Raw genomic sequence first — 13,466 nt, 5'->3', positions numbered from 1 at the left:
TCCAGGGAATCCCGTCCCCCGGGAGGCGGAATCGGGCCATTCAGGGCATGATGGTGTACAGCCCCTGGGGAGGTGTGTGCCCATGGACGACTATCCCACCGTGTACGAACTGGTCTTCCAGGCCCCGGCCGTCGAGGACGACGTCGTGGTCGTACACCGCACCGACGCCTCCGGCGCGGGTGGTTACCCGGTCTACGAGGACGAGACCGGCATCGTCCGCGCCGAGATCAGTGCCGACGGCGAGGTCCGGATGATGGCGAGCGGCGGTCACCAGCAGCCGCTGCCGCCGATGGCGGTGCGCGCGGCGTGAGCAGTCCGCGCGCCTGAGTGACCCGCGCGGCCCGAGCATCCGGGGCCGCCCGGGCGAACCGAGCAACGGAAGCGGGCGGGTCGCGGCGAAGCTGCCGCGGCCCGCCCGCTTCGTGCCGGGGCGGCGCTCCGGGCGGCTCAGCCGCCGCCGGGGCCCTTTCCCTCCACCAGGACCGCCCGGTCGCGTGCGGCCACGACGGCCGTCGACAGGCTCGCGATGTCGTAGGCGCCGTGGTGGCGGCGGCCGTTGATGAAGAACGTCGGGGTGCCGGAGACCCCGCTGAGGTCGGCCGACTCCACGTCCTGCGCGACCCGCGCGGCGCCCTTGCGGGCCTTCAGCGCGTGCCGGAACTTGTCGAGGTCCAGGCCGAGCCGCTCCGCGTGGCGGACCAGGTCCTTGATGTCCAGCTCGTCCTGACTGGTGATCAGCAGGTCGCGCATCTGCCAGAAGCCGCCCTGCATCGCCGCCGCCTCCGAGGCTTCGGCGGCGAGTTGCGCGTGCGGGTGCACGTCGGTCAGCGGCAGGTGCCGCCACACGTAGCGCACGTCGCCGAAGTCGGCGAGCAGCTCGCGCACCACGTCCTCGGCCTGCCCGCAGAAGGGGCACTCGAAGTCGCCGTACTCGACCACGGTCACCGGCGCCTCCAGCGGGCCGCGCACGTGGTCGCGGGCCGGGTCGACCGGCTCGGCCAGGTCGACCACGGAGTGCGCGGTGCCCAGCAGGGCGCGGGCCCGGCGCGCCTCGGGCAGCCGCGAGGTCACCAGGGCCACCGCCGAGGTGCTGAGCATCGCGAAGACCACCGCGCTGAGCACGCCGATCTTCGCCTCGTCCAGCCGGTCCCCGGAGAACGCCAGCGTCGCGATCAGCAGCGACACGGTGAAGCCGATGCCCGCGATGGTGCCGCCGCCGGTCACCGCCGCCCAGCCCACCGGCGGCCGCACCCGGCCCCTGCTGAGGCGGGTCGCCAGCGCCGTCGACCCCACGATGCCGATCGGCTTGCCGAGCCCGTAGGCGAGCAGGATGCCCAGCGTGATCGGCGAGGTGAACGCCCGCGCCAGCAGCGAGCCGTTGATCTCGATGCCGGCGTTGGCGAGCGCGAACAGCGGCACGATCACGTAGCTGGTCCACGGGTGGTACAGCCGCTGCAACCGGTCGTTGGGCGACAGCGCCGACGCCAGTCCCAGCCGCGCCTCCCGCTCCAGCTCGGGCGTCGGCTGCTCGCGGAAGGACCGGAACAGGCCGCTGGCCCGCTCCAGGGCCTCGCGCGGAGCCGGGTAGGCGTACGCCAGCAGGCCGATGATCAGACCGACGACCACCGGGTCCACCCCGGAGTGCACGAACCCCGTCCACGCCCCGATCCCCAGCACCGCGTACACCATGCCGCGGCGTACACCGGCCTGCCGGACCCCCCACGTCACCAGCAGGAACCCGATCCCCACCGCCAGCGGCGTCCACGAGATGTGCTCGCTGTAGGCGATCGCGATCACCGCGAGGCCCACGAAGTCGTCGACCACGGCCACGGTCAGGATGAAGGTGTGCAGCCGGCGCGGGAAGCGCGAGCCGAGCAGCGCGAGCATGCCCAGCGCGAACGCGGTGTCCGTGGACATCGCGCTTCCCCAGCCGTGCGCCGCGTCGCCGCCGGCGTTCACCGCCAGGTAGATCGCCACCGGCACCACCATGCCGCTGACCCCCGCGAGCAGCGGCAGGGTGATCCGCTGCCGGTCGCGCAGCTCGCCCATGTCGAACTCGCGCCGCGCCTCCAGCCCGACCACCAGGAAGAACAGCGTCATCAGGCCGCTGTTGACCCAGTCGCGCAGATCCATGTCGACGCCGTGGCCGCCCAGTTGCACCGACAGCCGGGTGCTCCACACCGAGGCGTAGTCGCCCGGCGCGACATTCACCCACACCAGCGCCGCGATCGTGGCCAGCAGCAGTACCGCCGCGCTGCCGGACTCCGTGCGGATGTACGCCCAGTGCGACGCGGTGCTGTCGCGGTCCCGCTCGCTGCGGTCCTGCTCGGCCCGGTCGGTCAAGGGAGCCGTGAAGCCCCGGAACATCCAGCCTCCCCTCGTGTGAACTGCTCTGACTCACCCTGGCACGGTTGGTTGCCGCCGGGCGCGCCGAAACCGCCGAGCCGCCCTCGGCGGCCGCGCCGGTGCCGTACCCTCCCGAACGGGGAGGATGCAGCGATCATCGCGGATCGGGGGCGGGCATGGCGACCGGTACGGCGGACGGGGAGCACACCGTCGAGCTCAGCGCGGGCACCCTGGCCTACGGGGACACCGGCGGCGACGGGCCGGTCCTGGTCCTGCTGCACGGCCTCGCGCAGAACGGCAGCGTCTGGCGGAAGGTCGTCGACGAGCTGCGTACCGACCACCGCTGCCTGACCCCGACCCTCCCGGAGGGCGGGCACCGCATCCCGATGCGTCCGGAGGCGGACCTGTCGCCGCGGGCGGTCGCCGCGCTCGCGGCGGAGTTCATGGACCGGCTCGACCTGCGCGACGTGACGCTCGCCGAGGTCGACTCCGGCCGCGCCCAGCAGGTCGCCGCCTTCCACGGCGAGCGGATCGCCCGGCTGGTGCTGGTCGCCTGCGAGGCCTTCGAGAACTACCCGCCGGGCCTGCCCGGCAAGATGATCACCCTGGCGGCGCGCGTGCCCGGCGCCCTGCACCCGGCGGTGCGGATCATGGCCGCCAGGCCGCTGCGCCGCTCCACCGCCGGCCTGGGCGTGCTGAGCAAGTACCCCGTGCCCGACGAGGTGGTCGACGGCTGGATGCGGCCGCTGCTGACCGACCCCGCCATCCGCGCCGACCTGCGCCGCTACCTGCTCGGAGTGCGGCACGGCGAGATGGCGGAGGCCGCCGAGGAGCTGCGCCGCTTCGACCGCCCGGCGCTCGTGGTGTGGGCGACGGAGGACCGGATGATGCCGGCCGCGCACGGCCGCCGGCTGGCCGAACTGCTGCCGCGCGGCCGCCTGCTGGAGGTCGCCGACTCCCGCACGCTCGTCCCCGAGGACCAGCCGGGGCTGCTGGCCGGGGTGCTGCGCGACTTCGTCGCGACGACGGGCTGAGCGGCGGGGGAGCCTCGGGCCCTCCGGGCCGGAACCGCGCGGCCCCGACGCGCGTATTCCGTAAGGACCACCGGTGATCCCAGCGGGCCCGCTGGTGGGAGGATGGTAACGGTCGTAATTCGTAGCACCACGACGACAAGGGGGCGGTCGGTGATGGCACGGGACGAAGCCGTGATCGGCTGCACGGGGGAACTCCTCATCGGCACCCGTGGACCCGCCGGACCCGGCGAGGTCCACGTGCGGGTCAGGGGCGGCACCGAGACCTTTCTCGCCTGGTCGGACGAACCGCTGCCCAAGGGGGCGACCGTACTGGTGGTGGAGTCCCGCGGCAGCCGCCAGGTCGACGTCATCGAATGGGCCGACAGCCTGGACGCGCCGGCGGGTTGAGCCGCGCACATGGAGGAGACGAAGGATGTTCGGATACCGCGTTCCCGCGCCGGATGAAGCGATGCTGATCTCAGGGGGGCGACGAGGGCTGGGCGGTGCGCCGTTCCGCGTGGTGACCGGCCACGGCAAGTTCGTGCTGCCGGTGTTCCGCAAGACCCGGTTCCTCACCCTCGCCATGTGCGAGGCCGAGGTGTCGGAGAAGTGCGTGACGCGTCAGGGCATCGCCCTGACGGTGAAGGCCGTCATCGCGTTCAAGGTCGGCAACGACCACGAGAGCATCGTCAACGCCGGACAGCGCTTCCTGTCCGACCAGGACCAGATGGCGATCCTGACCGGGCGGATCTTCGCCGGTCACCTGCGGTCGATCATCGGCTCGATGACGGTGGAGGAGATTGTCACCGAGCGGCAGAAGCTCGCCACGGAGGTGCTGGAGACCTCCAAGTCCGAGATGGCGAAGATCGGCCTGACCGTCGACTCGCTGCAGATCCAGTCCATCGACGACGGCGCGACCGGCTACATCGACGCCATGTCCGCGCCGCACAAGGCCGCCATCCAGCAGCAGGCGCAGATCGCGCAGGCGCAGGCGACCCAGGCGTCCGTCGAGGCGCAGCAGGTCGCGGCGCGCAACCAGGCGGAGTACGCCCGGCAGACCGCGGTCGTGCAGGCCGAGTACAACGCCGAGGTGGACCGGGCCCAGGCCCAGGCCGCCCAGGCCGGCCCGCTCGCCCAGGCGCACGCCCAGCAGGAGGTGCTCGCGGCGCAGACCGAGCTGGCACTGCGCGCCGCCGAGCTGCGCCAGCAGCAGCTCGTCGCGGAGATCGTCAAGCCCGCCGAGGCCGAGGCCGAGCGGATCCGGGTGCTGGCGGTCGCCGACGCCGAGCGGATGCGGATCCAGGCCGCGGCCGCGGCCTCGCACGACCGGGTCGCGCTGGACAAGATGCTCATCGACCAGCTCCCGCAGATCGTCAAGGAGGCGTCGGCGGGTCTGTCCGGCGCCAACGTCAACGTCCTCAACGGCGCCGACGGCCTCAGCGAGATCGCGGCAGGTCTGGTCAGCCAGGGTCTGACCATCCTCGACTCGGTCCGCAAGAACCTCGGCGGCGAGCAGAACGGCGAGGCCCCCGGCACCGGGCTGACCCTGCGCGGGCACGTCGACGGCAAGGGCCGGCGGAACGGCTCCTCCGACGGCCCGGTCGACATCGACTGAGCAGTGCGGTGGCGCCGGCGGCGGCGCGGCGGCGGGACGCTCCGGCGGTCCCGCGCGCCGCGCCGCCGCGGCCTTTCGGGGCCGGGCGGGGAGATCTTGCACGAGCGGGCGGGTTCCGGGCGTGCGCGTGCTTCCCGGGACCGGGCGGTGTGAGCCCGGCTCAGCTCCGGTCGCGCAGGTCCTTCACCCGCTGGATCTTGCCCACCGACCGCTCCAGGGTCTCCGGGTCGACCACGGTGACCTCGACCGACACCCCCACGCCGTCCTTCACGGCGCGGGCGATCGACTCGGCGGCGGCTGCGCGCCCACCCGCGTCCGCCCCGGCCCTCGCCTCGACCCGTACCGCCATGTGGTCCATCCGACCCGGCCGGGTCAGCTCGATCCGGAAGTGCGGCGCGACCGCGGGGGTGCGCAGCACGATCTCCTCGATCTGGCTGGGGAAGACGTTCACCCCCCGCAGGATGATCATGTCGTCGCAGCGGCCGGTGACCTTCTCCATCCGCCGCATCGCCGGGCGCGCGGTGCCCGGCAGCAGCCGGGTCAGGTCGCGGGTGCGGTAGCGGATCACCGGCAGCGCCTGCTTGGTGAGGGAGGTCAGCACCAGCTCGCCGCCCTCGCCCGGCGCCATCACCGCGTCGGTGAGCGGGTCTACCACCTCGGGCAGGAAGTGGTCCTCCCAGATGTGCAGGCCGTCCTTGCCGTCGGCGAACTCCTGCGCGACTCCCGGCCCGATCACCTCCGACAGTCCGTATATGTCCACCGCGTCGATCGCGAACCGCTCCTCGATCTCGGCCCGCATCCCCTCCGTCCACGGCTCGGCCCCGAAGATCCCCACCCGCAGCGAGGTGCTGCGCGGATCGACGCCCTGCCGCTCGAACTCCTCCAGCAGCGTCAGCATGTACGACGGGGTGATCATGATGATCTCCGGCTCGAAGTCCCGGATGATCTGCACCTGCCGTGCCGTCATCCCGCCGGACGCCGGGATCACCGTGCACCCGGCCCGCTCGGCGCCGTAGTGCGCGCCCAGGCCGCCGGTGAACAGCCCGTAGCCATACGCCACATGGACCTTGTGGCCGGGCCGGCCGCCCGCCGCCCTGATGGAGCGGGCCACCACCTCCGCCCAGACCGACAGGTCGTGCTCGGTGTAGCCCACCACCGTCGGCAGCCCCGTGGTCCCGCTCGACGCATGGAGCCGCCGGACCTCGCCCATCGGCACCGCGAACATCCCGAACGGGTACGCCGCCCGCAGGTCCGCCTTCGTGGTGAACGGGAAGTGCGCCAGGTCCGCCAGGCTCCGGCAGTCCTCCGGCCGGACCCCGGCCGCGTCGAACTTCCGCCGGTACGGCTCGACGTGCGTGTACGCGTGCCGGAGGGTCGCCTGGAGCCGTTCGAGCTGGAGTTCCGCGAGCTCGTCCGGCCCCATCCGCTCCGCCGGGTCCAGCAGTTCGTCCGGAACGCTCCCGCTCATGCTGCTCTCCCTCGCACTCCGGTCCCTCACCGACCGACCGTTCGGTTCGACCTCGGAGCAAACGAATCAGCAACCGCTTCCGCTGTCAAGGAGTCGCATCCCCCGGCTCCTCCTCCACCCGGTGCCGCGACCGGGTGCGGTACCCGGCGACCTTCGCGAGGTTGCCGCAGCGGTCCATCGAGCACCACCGGCGGCGGCGCGCCTGCGAGTCGTCCACGAACAGCAGCGAGCACACCGGGTTCCCGCACTCCTTCACCCGCGCCGCCCCGGGCCCGCCCAGCAGCAGCACCCCGTCCCTCGCCACGGTGGCCAGCGCTGCCCCCGCCACCGGCCCGCGCTGCTGCCACCGCGTCCCCGGCCCGCCGGCGTGGTCCCCGCCGGCGGCCACGAGCTGCGGCGCCAGATCCGGCAGGACCGCGACCCGGTTGACGACCGCGATGTCGGTCTGGCCGTACGCCCGCCCGTCCATCGCCGCCCGCACCAGCCGGTTCAGCGCCTCCCGCAGCACTCGGGCCTGGGCCAGGCCCGCCGCGCCGACCTGCGGCAGCAGGGCCCCGGTCGGCAGCAGTCCCGCCTCGGCGAACCACCGTGCCAGGGAGGCCGGTTCGGGCAGCCGCTCCACCGGCTCCGTGTGCCGCATGCCGAGCGTGGCCACGAAGTCCAGGCACACCCGCCCGCCCACGAACCGGAAGTCCGTCCCGCTCTCACCGCTGGCCGTATGAGTCGACACCATGACACGACCGTAGCAGTTGACACCTCTTCAAGCGGTGTCGCAGAGTGGGAGCCCCTCACCGGTGACGGCGGGCCGGGCGGATTCCGGCCGGCGGTCGCCGACGACACGAGACAAGGTGGCCCATGCGCGCGGTACGGATCGACGAGTTCGGCGGCCCCGACGTCCTGACCCCGGTCGACATGCCCGACCCCGTCGCGGGCCCGGGCGAGGTCCTGGTCCGGGTGCGGGCGGCGGGCGTCAACCGCGCCGACGCCCTGATCCGGGCCGGCCGCTACCACCGCGCCCGGCCGCTCCCGCTGGTCCCCGGCCTGGAAGCGGCGGGCACCGTCGCCGCCGTGGGGGAGGGCGTCGACGGCCTCGCCCCCGGGACGCCGGTGATGGCCATGGGCGCCGCCACCCCGGGCTTCTACGCCGAGCTCGCCGCCGTGCCCGCCACCCGCGTCGTCCCGCTTCCCGACGGCATCGACCCCCGGGCCGCCGCGGGGCTGCCGACCGCCTGGCTGAGCGCCTGGTACTGCCTGCACCGGCTGGCCCGGATCCGGAAAGGCGAGACGGTCGTCGTGCACGCCGCCGCGAGCGGGGTGGGCACCGCCGCCGTCCAGATCGCCGCACACGCCGGTGCCCGGGTGATCGCGACCGCCCGCAGCGCCGAGAAGGTCGGCTGGGCGTCCGGGTTCGGCGCCCACGAGGCCCTCGACACCTCCGGACTGTCCGGCGACGCCGCCGTGGAGGAGGTGCTGCGGCTGACCGGCGGCCACGGCGCCGACGTCGTCCTGGACACGGTCGGCGGGGACGTCTTCGCGCAGAGCCTGCGCCAGACCGGCTTCGCCGGGCGCGTCGTCGCCCTGGCCAACGTCGCGCTCGCGCCCAGCACCGTGGACACCCGCGACTTCTACCCGAAGAACGTCTCCATCCACGGCTTCCAGCTGACCGGCCTGATCGAGCACGGCTACGACCCGCGGCCCGACCTCGGCGAGATCGCCGCGGGCGTCGCGGCCGGCACCTATCGCGTGCCGGTCGAGGCGTCCTTCCCGCTCGACCGGGCCGACCGCGCCCACGCGCAGCTCGAACAGCGCGACAACCGCGGCAAGATCGTGCTCACCGTCCAGGACTGAGCCCGCGCCTGAGCCCGCACGAGCCGCGCGTCCGGTCCGAGGGCGCCGCGGATTCGTGCGTACGCCGCCGCGGAAGAACCTCTGAGGCGCGGGGCGTCAGAGCGCCGAGTGGCCCGCGACCAGCGCGGTCGCGAGCGAGGAGAGCCGCGCGCGCTGGTCGCCGGTGAGATGCGCGGCGAGAGCGCGGATGCGGTGGCCCGCCTCGGCGGCGCCCTCGCGGGCCAGCGCGTGGCCGTCCTCGGTCAGCGAGACGAGGACGGCACGGCCGTCGCGGGGGGAGGGCGCGCGGCGGACGAGGCCGCGCCGCTCGGCCCGGTCGACCAGGCCGGTCATGCTCGACTTGTCGAGTCCCAGGTGCCGGGCGAGTTCCTGCATGCCGGGCTTGCGGTCGCGCAGCACCCCGAGCAGGCGGAGCTGGACCACCGACAGCCCGTGCTCGGCCGCGACCTCTCCCAGCACGCCCTGGACGAGGAACGAGAGCTGCGCCAGGCCGTCGGCGATCCCCAGGTCCCCGCTTGCGGGCTCGGGCGAACCGGGTGCGGGAGTGCCTGGCTCGCGTGTGCCGGGCTCCGGCGCGGAGAGGGCAGGGGTCGAGGCGTCGTCGGGCATGGGGCCACCCTAGCTTGACTTAGTACGTGGCACCAATTAATTTGATTGGTGTCACGTACTAAAGCAGCTTCGCGTACCCGTTCTGCCACTCGAAGGAGTCGCCATGCGCGCCGCCGTCGTCCGCTCGTTCGACCAGCCGCCCCGCTACGAGCACTTCGCCACCCCCGTCCCGAGCGGCGGGCAGGTCCTCGTCGACGTGCTCGCGGCGGGCCTGCACCCCCGGGTCCGCTCGGGTGCGAACGGCACCCACTACACCAGCGACGGGCGCCTTCCCCTGGTGCCCGGCATCGACGGTGTCGGCCGGCTGCCCGACGGGCGGCGGGTGTACTTCGTGGCCGACGACGACGTGCCCGGCACGATGGCCGAGCAGGCGCTGCTCGATCCGCGCCGCTCCGTCCCGCTGCCCGAGGACGCCGACCCGATCGTCGTCGCGGCCGCGATGAACCCGGCGATGTCCTCGTGGGTGGCGCTGCGCAAGCGGATCTCCTTCCGGCCCGGGCAGAGCGTGCTGGTGCTCGGCGCGACCGGCAACGCGGGCCGGATGGCGGTGCAGATCGCCCGCCGCCTGGGCGCCGCCCACGTCGTCGCCGCCGGGCGGGACCCCGGTCGGCTGGACCTGCTCACCGGCCTGGGCGCCACCGACGTGGTGTCGCTGGCCGGCGACCCGCAGGAGGCCGCGGACCGGCTGGGCGAGGCCGCCGCCGACGTCGACGTCGTCATCGACTACACCTGGGGCGCCCCGACCGAACTCGCCATCCCCGCGCTGCTCACCCGGCGCACCGAGCGCAGCGCGGCCCTGGACTGGATCCAGATCGGCTCCATGGCCGGACCCGACATCACCCTGCCCTCCTTCGTGCTCCGCGCGGCCAACCTGCGGATCATGGGCAGCGGTCAGGGCTCGCTCACCGCGGCCGGAATGATCGCCGAACTCCCCGCCCTGATCGAGGAGTTGTCCTCCGGAACGCTCACCGCCGCCGCCCTTCCGCTGCCGCTCGCCGACGTCGAGCGGGCCTGGACCACCCCCACCGAACCCGGCGGCCGCGTTGTCCTGACCACCTCTGCCTGATATCCGTCCCACGGTTCCGCTGGCGGCCCACCTTCCCGCGGGGTAGGACAGGAGGTGCGAGGCCGCGATCCGTGGGCAGGCGCACGCCAGGAACAGCAGCCGGGCCGCAGAAGGGAAGGTCAGCCGTGGCACGACCGAAAATCCTCGTGGTGGGCGCGGGCTTCGCCGGAGTGGGGTGCGTACGCCGGCTGGAGCGCAGACTCGGCGCCGGCGAGGCGGACATCGCCCTGGTGACGCCGTTCTCGTACCAGCTCTACCTGCCGTTGCTGCCGCAGGTCGCCTCCGGCATCCTCACCCCCCAGTCCATCGCGGTCTCGCTGCGCCGGAGCAAGAAGTACCGCACCCGGATCGTGCCCGGCGGCGCGATCGGCGTGGACACCAAGGCGAAGGTCTGCGTCGTCCGCAACCTCGCCGGGGAGATCGTCGACGAGCCCTACGACTACCTCGTGCTGGCGCCCGGCAGCGTCACGCGCACCTTCGACATCCCGGGGCTGGCGGACAATGCGCGCGGCATGAAGACCCTCGCGGAGGCCGCCTTCGTGCGCGACCACGTGATCTCGCAGCTCGACCTCGCCGACGCCAGCCACGACGCCGCCGAGCGCACCGCGCGGCTGCAGTTCGTCGTCGTCGGCGGCGGCTACGCGGGCACCGAGACCGCCGCCTGCCTTCAGCGCCTGACCAGCAACGCCGCCACGCGCTACCCGCGGCTGGACCCGCGCCAGATCAAGTGGCACCTGATCGACATCGCGCCGAAGCTGATGCCCGAACTCGGCGAGAAGCTCGGCCTGAGCGCGCAGAAGATCCTGCGGGACCGCGGCATCGACATCTCGCTCGGCGTCTCCATCGCCAAGGCGGGCCCGGAGGAGGTCACCTTCACCGACGGCCGGGTCCTGCCCTGCCGCACCCTGATCTGGACCGCGGGCGTCGTCGCGAGCCCGCTGATCAAGACCCTGGACGCGGAGACGGTACGCGGCCGCCTCGCGGTCACCGCGCAGATGTCCGTGCCCGGCCGGTCCGGGGTCTTCGCGCTCGGCGACGCCGCCGCCGTGCCCGACCTCACCAAGGACGACGAGGCCGCGGTCTGCCCGCCCACCGCCCAGCACGCCATGCGCCAGGGCCGCAAGGTCGCCGACAACGTCATCGCGTCCCTGCGCGGCCGGCCCCTGCAGCCGTACATGCACAAGGACCTCGGGCTCGTCGTCGACCTCGGCGGCCGGGACGCCGTGTCCAAGCCGGTCGGCATCGAGCTGCGCGGCCTGCCCGCCCAGGCCGTCGCCCGCGGCTACCACTGGTCCGCCCTGCGCACCAACGTGGCCAAGACCCGGGTGCTCACCAACTGGCTGCTCAACGCCGTCGCCGGCGACGACTTCGTGCGGACCGGCTTCCTGGCCCGCACCCCCGCCGCGCTGCGCGACTTCGAGTACACCGACGCGTACCTGACGCCGGAGCAGGTCCGCGAGCACACCGAGGCCGCCCACCTGCAGCAGAAGTAGCCCCGACCCGCGCCTGCGCGGGTCGGGCCCGCATATACCCGCCCCGCGCAGGCGTCCCGTGTCCGCCGTGCCCCCGGCAGGTGGCATGATCGGAGCGTGGCAGACCGCATCATCGCCGCCTGTGACGGCGCGTCCAAAGGAAATCCGGGTCCGGCCGGCTGGGGCTGGGTCATGGCCGACGGCTCGGGCGAGCCCGACCGGTGGGCGGCGGGCCCGCTGGGCACGGCGACCAACAACGTCGCCGAACTCACCGCCCTGGAAGAGCTGTTGACGACCGTCGACCCCGCGGTGCCGCTGGAGGTCCGGATGGACTCCCAGTACGCGATGAAGGCCGTCACCAGCTGGCTGCCGGGCTGGAAGCGCAACGGCTGGAAGAACTCCGCGGGCAAGCCCGTCGCCAACCAGGAGCTGGTGGTGCGCATCGACGCCCTGCTGGCGGGGCGGGCCGTCGAGTTCCGGTACGTGCCCGCGCACCAGGTCGGCGGCGACCGGCTGAACGACTTCGCCGACCGCGCCGCCAGCCAGGCCGCCTCCACCCAGCAGGCCGCGAGCAGCGCGGTCGGCTCGCCCGCCCCGCCGCCCGCTCCCGCGAGCTCCCGCAAGCCCGCCAAGGGCGGGGCTCGCTCCTCCACGCGGCCGGCGCCGGGCGGCGGCGGGTCCGAGGCGTCCGGGTCCGGCTCCGGGTCCGGCAAGGCCGGCGGGGGCGCCGTGCGCACGCTGAAGGCCAAGTACCCGGGCCGGTGCCGCTGCGGCCGGCCGTACGCTGCGGGCGAGCCGATCACGAAGAACCCGGACGGGTGGGGTCACCCGGACTGCCGCTGACGGGGCTGCGCCGCTTGCCGGAGCCTGGGCACGGTACGGGGAGGTCCGGGCCGTCCGGGGGCGTTCAGTCCCCGACCGCGTCCCCGCCGTCGCCCGTGGCCGCGTCGGCCCGGGCCGGCCGCGAGGGGTCACCGGCGTCCTGGTAGCGCAGCAGCAGCATCGCCGCGTCGTCGTGGAGCGGCCCGCCCGTGTGCCGGATCAGGTCCGCCCGCAGCGCCTCCAGGGCCCGCTGCGGGTCGCGGTCGGCCAGCACGTGCGCCCGCTCGCCGAGGGGGTAGAACGTCCCCGACCGGTCCCGGGCCTCGGTGACCCCGTCGGTGTACAGCAGCATCTGGTCGCCGGGGTGGAAGTCCACCTCGAACGGCAGCGGCGGCTGGTCCTGCCGCAACCCGAGGCCCAGCGGCAGCGAGTACGCGGGCGGCTCGGGGAAGCGCACCTGCCCCCGGGGACCGACGATCATCGGCGGCGGGTGGCCGAAGTTCAGCAGCGTGGTGCCGCCCATCGGGCGGATCTCCGCGATCACCGCGGTGACGAACTTCTCGCCGCCGAGGGTGCGGTCGGCCGCGCGCTCCACCCGCTCACCCACCCCGGTCAGGGTCTTCTCGTCGTGCGCCGCCTCGCGGAAGGCGCCCAGCACCACCGCGGCCGTCTCCACCGCGTCCAGCCCCTTGCCCTGCACGTCGCCGATGATCACCCGCACCCCCGCGGGCGACGACACCACCTCGTACAGGTCCCCGCCGATCCTGGCCTCGGTCACCGCGGAGGTGTACGACACGGCGGCCCGCAGAGGGCCGGCCCTGCGCGGGACCGGCCGCAGCAGGACGCGCTGCGCGACCTCCGCGATCGACCGGACGTTCGCCAGTTCCGCCTCGCGCCGCTGGCGGGTGACCGCGGCGATCACCGCGGCGATGGTCACGCCCAGCACCGCGCCGATCGCGGCGAACCCGCGCCGCTCGGCGAACAGCCCGTCCACCGCGCCCAGCGCGCAGACCACGGCGACGGCCAGCGCGCCGATCACCGCGGTCCGCACCCAGGAGCCGACCAGCCCGGCGAACGCCGGGCCGAGCGCCACCAGCGGCAGCAGGCCCACGCTCGCGCCGCCGATCCCGTCCACCAGGGCCACCACCGCCATCACGGCGTAGGGCAGCACCGTCAGGGACAGCGGCGCGGACGGCCGGTCCATCGC

The 13,466-nt window shown here is 74.0% G+C and carries 13 protein-coding genes; 8 read left to right on the top strand and 5 right to left on the bottom strand.

Annotation, left to right across the window (positions count from 1 at the left end; all coding sequences use genetic code 11):
* Nucleotides 1–82 precede the first annotated feature (82 nt).
* Nucleotides 83–310 carry a DUF6296 family protein gene (locus C4U44_RS20470; RefSeq protein WP_103887308.1) on the top strand — a complete coding sequence of 76 codons (228 nt, stop codon included), beginning with the start codon at nucleotides 83–85 and terminating at the stop codon, nucleotides 308–310.
* Nucleotides 311–447: 137 nt separating this feature from the next.
* Here C4U44_RS20470 and nhaA read toward each other — a convergent pair whose 3' ends face one another.
* On the bottom strand, nucleotides 448–2,367 hold the full coding sequence (nhaA, locus tag C4U44_RS20465) for a Na+/H+ antiporter NhaA (protein ID WP_103887307.1): 1,920 nt from the start codon (nucleotides 2,365–2,367) through the stop codon (nucleotides 448–450).
* Nucleotides 2,368–2,522: 155 nt separating this feature from the next.
* Here nhaA and C4U44_RS20460 point away from each other — a divergent pair, with 155 nt between their 5' ends.
* The 3 genes from C4U44_RS20460 to C4U44_RS20450 all read left to right on the top strand — a co-directional run bounded on the left by C4U44_RS20460 (nucleotide 2,523) and on the right by C4U44_RS20450 (nucleotide 4,974).
* Nucleotides 2,523–3,380 carry an alpha/beta fold hydrolase gene (locus C4U44_RS20460; RefSeq protein ID WP_103887306.1) on the top strand — a complete coding sequence of 286 codons (858 nt, stop codon included), beginning with the start codon at nucleotides 2,523–2,525 and terminating at the stop codon, nucleotides 3,378–3,380.
* A gap of 153 nt (nucleotides 3,381–3,533) precedes the next feature.
* Complete coding sequence (locus C4U44_RS20455; protein WP_103887305.1) at nucleotides 3,534–3,767, top strand: NfeD family protein; 234 nt, start codon at nucleotides 3,534–3,536, stop codon at nucleotides 3,765–3,767.
* 25 nt (nucleotides 3,768–3,792) lie between these two features.
* Nucleotides 3,793–4,974: an SPFH domain-containing protein gene (locus tag C4U44_RS20450; protein ID WP_103887304.1), complete on the top strand. Its 1,182-nt coding sequence runs from the start codon at nucleotides 3,793–3,795 to the stop codon at nucleotides 4,972–4,974.
* Nucleotides 4,975–5,134: 160 nt separating this feature from the next.
* Here C4U44_RS20450 and paaK read toward each other — a convergent pair whose 3' ends face one another.
* Nucleotides 5,135–6,442 (bottom strand): phenylacetate--CoA ligase PaaK, encoded by a 1,308-nt coding sequence (paaK, locus tag C4U44_RS20445; RefSeq protein WP_103887303.1) that lies wholly within the window; start codon nucleotides 6,440–6,442, stop codon nucleotides 5,135–5,137.
* 85 nt (nucleotides 6,443–6,527) lie between these two features.
* On the bottom strand, nucleotides 6,528–7,175 hold the full coding sequence (locus tag C4U44_RS20440) for a CGNR zinc finger domain-containing protein (protein WP_103887302.1): 648 nt from the start codon (nucleotides 7,173–7,175) through the stop codon (nucleotides 6,528–6,530).
* Between the two features lie 122 nt (nucleotides 7,176–7,297).
* On the opposite strand from C4U44_RS20440, the gene C4U44_RS20435 reads away from it, so the two are divergent.
* Nucleotides 7,298–8,290 carry a quinone oxidoreductase family protein gene (locus C4U44_RS20435; RefSeq protein WP_103887301.1) on the top strand — a complete coding sequence of 331 codons (993 nt, stop codon included), beginning with the start codon at nucleotides 7,298–7,300 and terminating at the stop codon, nucleotides 8,288–8,290.
* A gap of 96 nt (nucleotides 8,291–8,386) precedes the next feature.
* Here C4U44_RS20435 and C4U44_RS20430 read toward each other — a convergent pair whose 3' ends face one another.
* On the bottom strand, nucleotides 8,387–8,899 hold the full coding sequence (locus C4U44_RS20430) for a MarR family winged helix-turn-helix transcriptional regulator (protein WP_103887300.1): 513 nt from the start codon (nucleotides 8,897–8,899) through the stop codon (nucleotides 8,387–8,389).
* Nucleotides 8,900–9,002: 103 nt separating this feature from the next.
* Between C4U44_RS20430 and C4U44_RS20425 the strand changes: the two genes are divergently transcribed.
* The 3 genes from C4U44_RS20425 to C4U44_RS20415 all read left to right on the top strand — a co-directional run bounded on the left by C4U44_RS20425 (nucleotide 9,003) and on the right by C4U44_RS20415 (nucleotide 12,280).
* The gene (locus C4U44_RS20425) at nucleotides 9,003–9,965 is read left to right on the top strand and encodes a quinone oxidoreductase family protein (protein WP_103887299.1); all 963 of its coding nucleotides are present in this window, start codon (nucleotides 9,003–9,005) and stop codon (nucleotides 9,963–9,965) included.
* A gap of 125 nt (nucleotides 9,966–10,090) precedes the next feature.
* Nucleotides 10,091–11,458 (top strand): NAD(P)/FAD-dependent oxidoreductase, encoded by a 1,368-nt coding sequence (locus C4U44_RS20420; RefSeq protein ID WP_200823331.1) that lies wholly within the window; start codon nucleotides 10,091–10,093, stop codon nucleotides 11,456–11,458.
* 96 nt (nucleotides 11,459–11,554) lie between these two features.
* Nucleotides 11,555–12,280, top strand: a complete 726-nt coding sequence (locus C4U44_RS20415; protein ID WP_103887298.1) for a ribonuclease H family protein — start codon at nucleotides 11,555–11,557, stop codon at nucleotides 12,278–12,280.
* 64 nt (nucleotides 12,281–12,344) lie between these two features.
* Here C4U44_RS20415 and C4U44_RS20410 read toward each other — a convergent pair whose 3' ends face one another.
* Nucleotides 12,345–13,463, bottom strand: coding sequence for a PP2C family protein-serine/threonine phosphatase (locus C4U44_RS20410; protein ID WP_200823341.1), 1,119 nt, complete (start codon nucleotides 13,461–13,463; stop codon nucleotides 12,345–12,347).
* Nucleotides 13,464–13,466 lie beyond the last annotated feature (3 nt).

Source organism: Actinacidiphila yanglinensis, assembly GCF_900107965.1.
Lineage (GTDB): Bacteria > Actinomycetota > Actinomycetes > Streptomycetales > Streptomycetaceae > Actinacidiphila > Actinacidiphila yanglinensis.
Note: the sequence above shows the minus strand (reverse complement) of the source record. Positions and strands in the feature narration are given on the sequence as shown.

What these genes read in the sequence shown, in the direction of transcription:
- C4U44_RS20470 (WP_103887308.1), top strand. Translation starts at nt 83, where the DNA reads ATGGACGACTATCCCACCGTGTACGAACTGGTCTTCCAGGCCCCGGCC.
- nhaA (WP_103887307.1), bottom strand. Translation starts at nt 2,367, where the DNA reads ATGTTCCGGGGCTTCACGGCTCCCTTGACCGACCGGGCCGAGCAGGAC.
- C4U44_RS20460 (WP_103887306.1), top strand. Translation starts at nt 2,523, where the DNA reads ATGGCGACCGGTACGGCGGACGGGGAGCACACCGTCGAGCTCAGCGCG.
- C4U44_RS20455 (WP_103887305.1), top strand. Translation starts at nt 3,534, where the DNA reads ATGGCACGGGACGAAGCCGTGATCGGCTGCACGGGGGAACTCCTCATC.
- C4U44_RS20450 (WP_103887304.1), top strand. Translation starts at nt 3,793, where the DNA reads ATGTTCGGATACCGCGTTCCCGCGCCGGATGAAGCGATGCTGATCTCA.
- paaK (WP_103887303.1), bottom strand. Translation starts at nt 6,442, where the DNA reads ATGAGCGGGAGCGTTCCGGACGAACTGCTGGACCCGGCGGAGCGGATG.
- C4U44_RS20440 (WP_103887302.1), bottom strand. Translation starts at nt 7,175, where the DNA reads ATGGTGTCGACTCATACGGCCAGCGGTGAGAGCGGGACGGACTTCCGG.
- C4U44_RS20435 (WP_103887301.1), top strand. Translation starts at nt 7,298, where the DNA reads ATGCGCGCGGTACGGATCGACGAGTTCGGCGGCCCCGACGTCCTGACC.
- C4U44_RS20430 (WP_103887300.1), bottom strand. Translation starts at nt 8,899, where the DNA reads ATGCCCGACGACGCCTCGACCCCTGCCCTCTCCGCGCCGGAGCCCGGC.
- C4U44_RS20425 (WP_103887299.1), top strand. Translation starts at nt 9,003, where the DNA reads ATGCGCGCCGCCGTCGTCCGCTCGTTCGACCAGCCGCCCCGCTACGAG.
- C4U44_RS20410 (WP_200823341.1), bottom strand. Translation starts at nt 13,463, where the DNA reads ATGGACCGGCCGTCCGCGCCGCTGTCCCTGACGGTGCTGCCCTACGCC.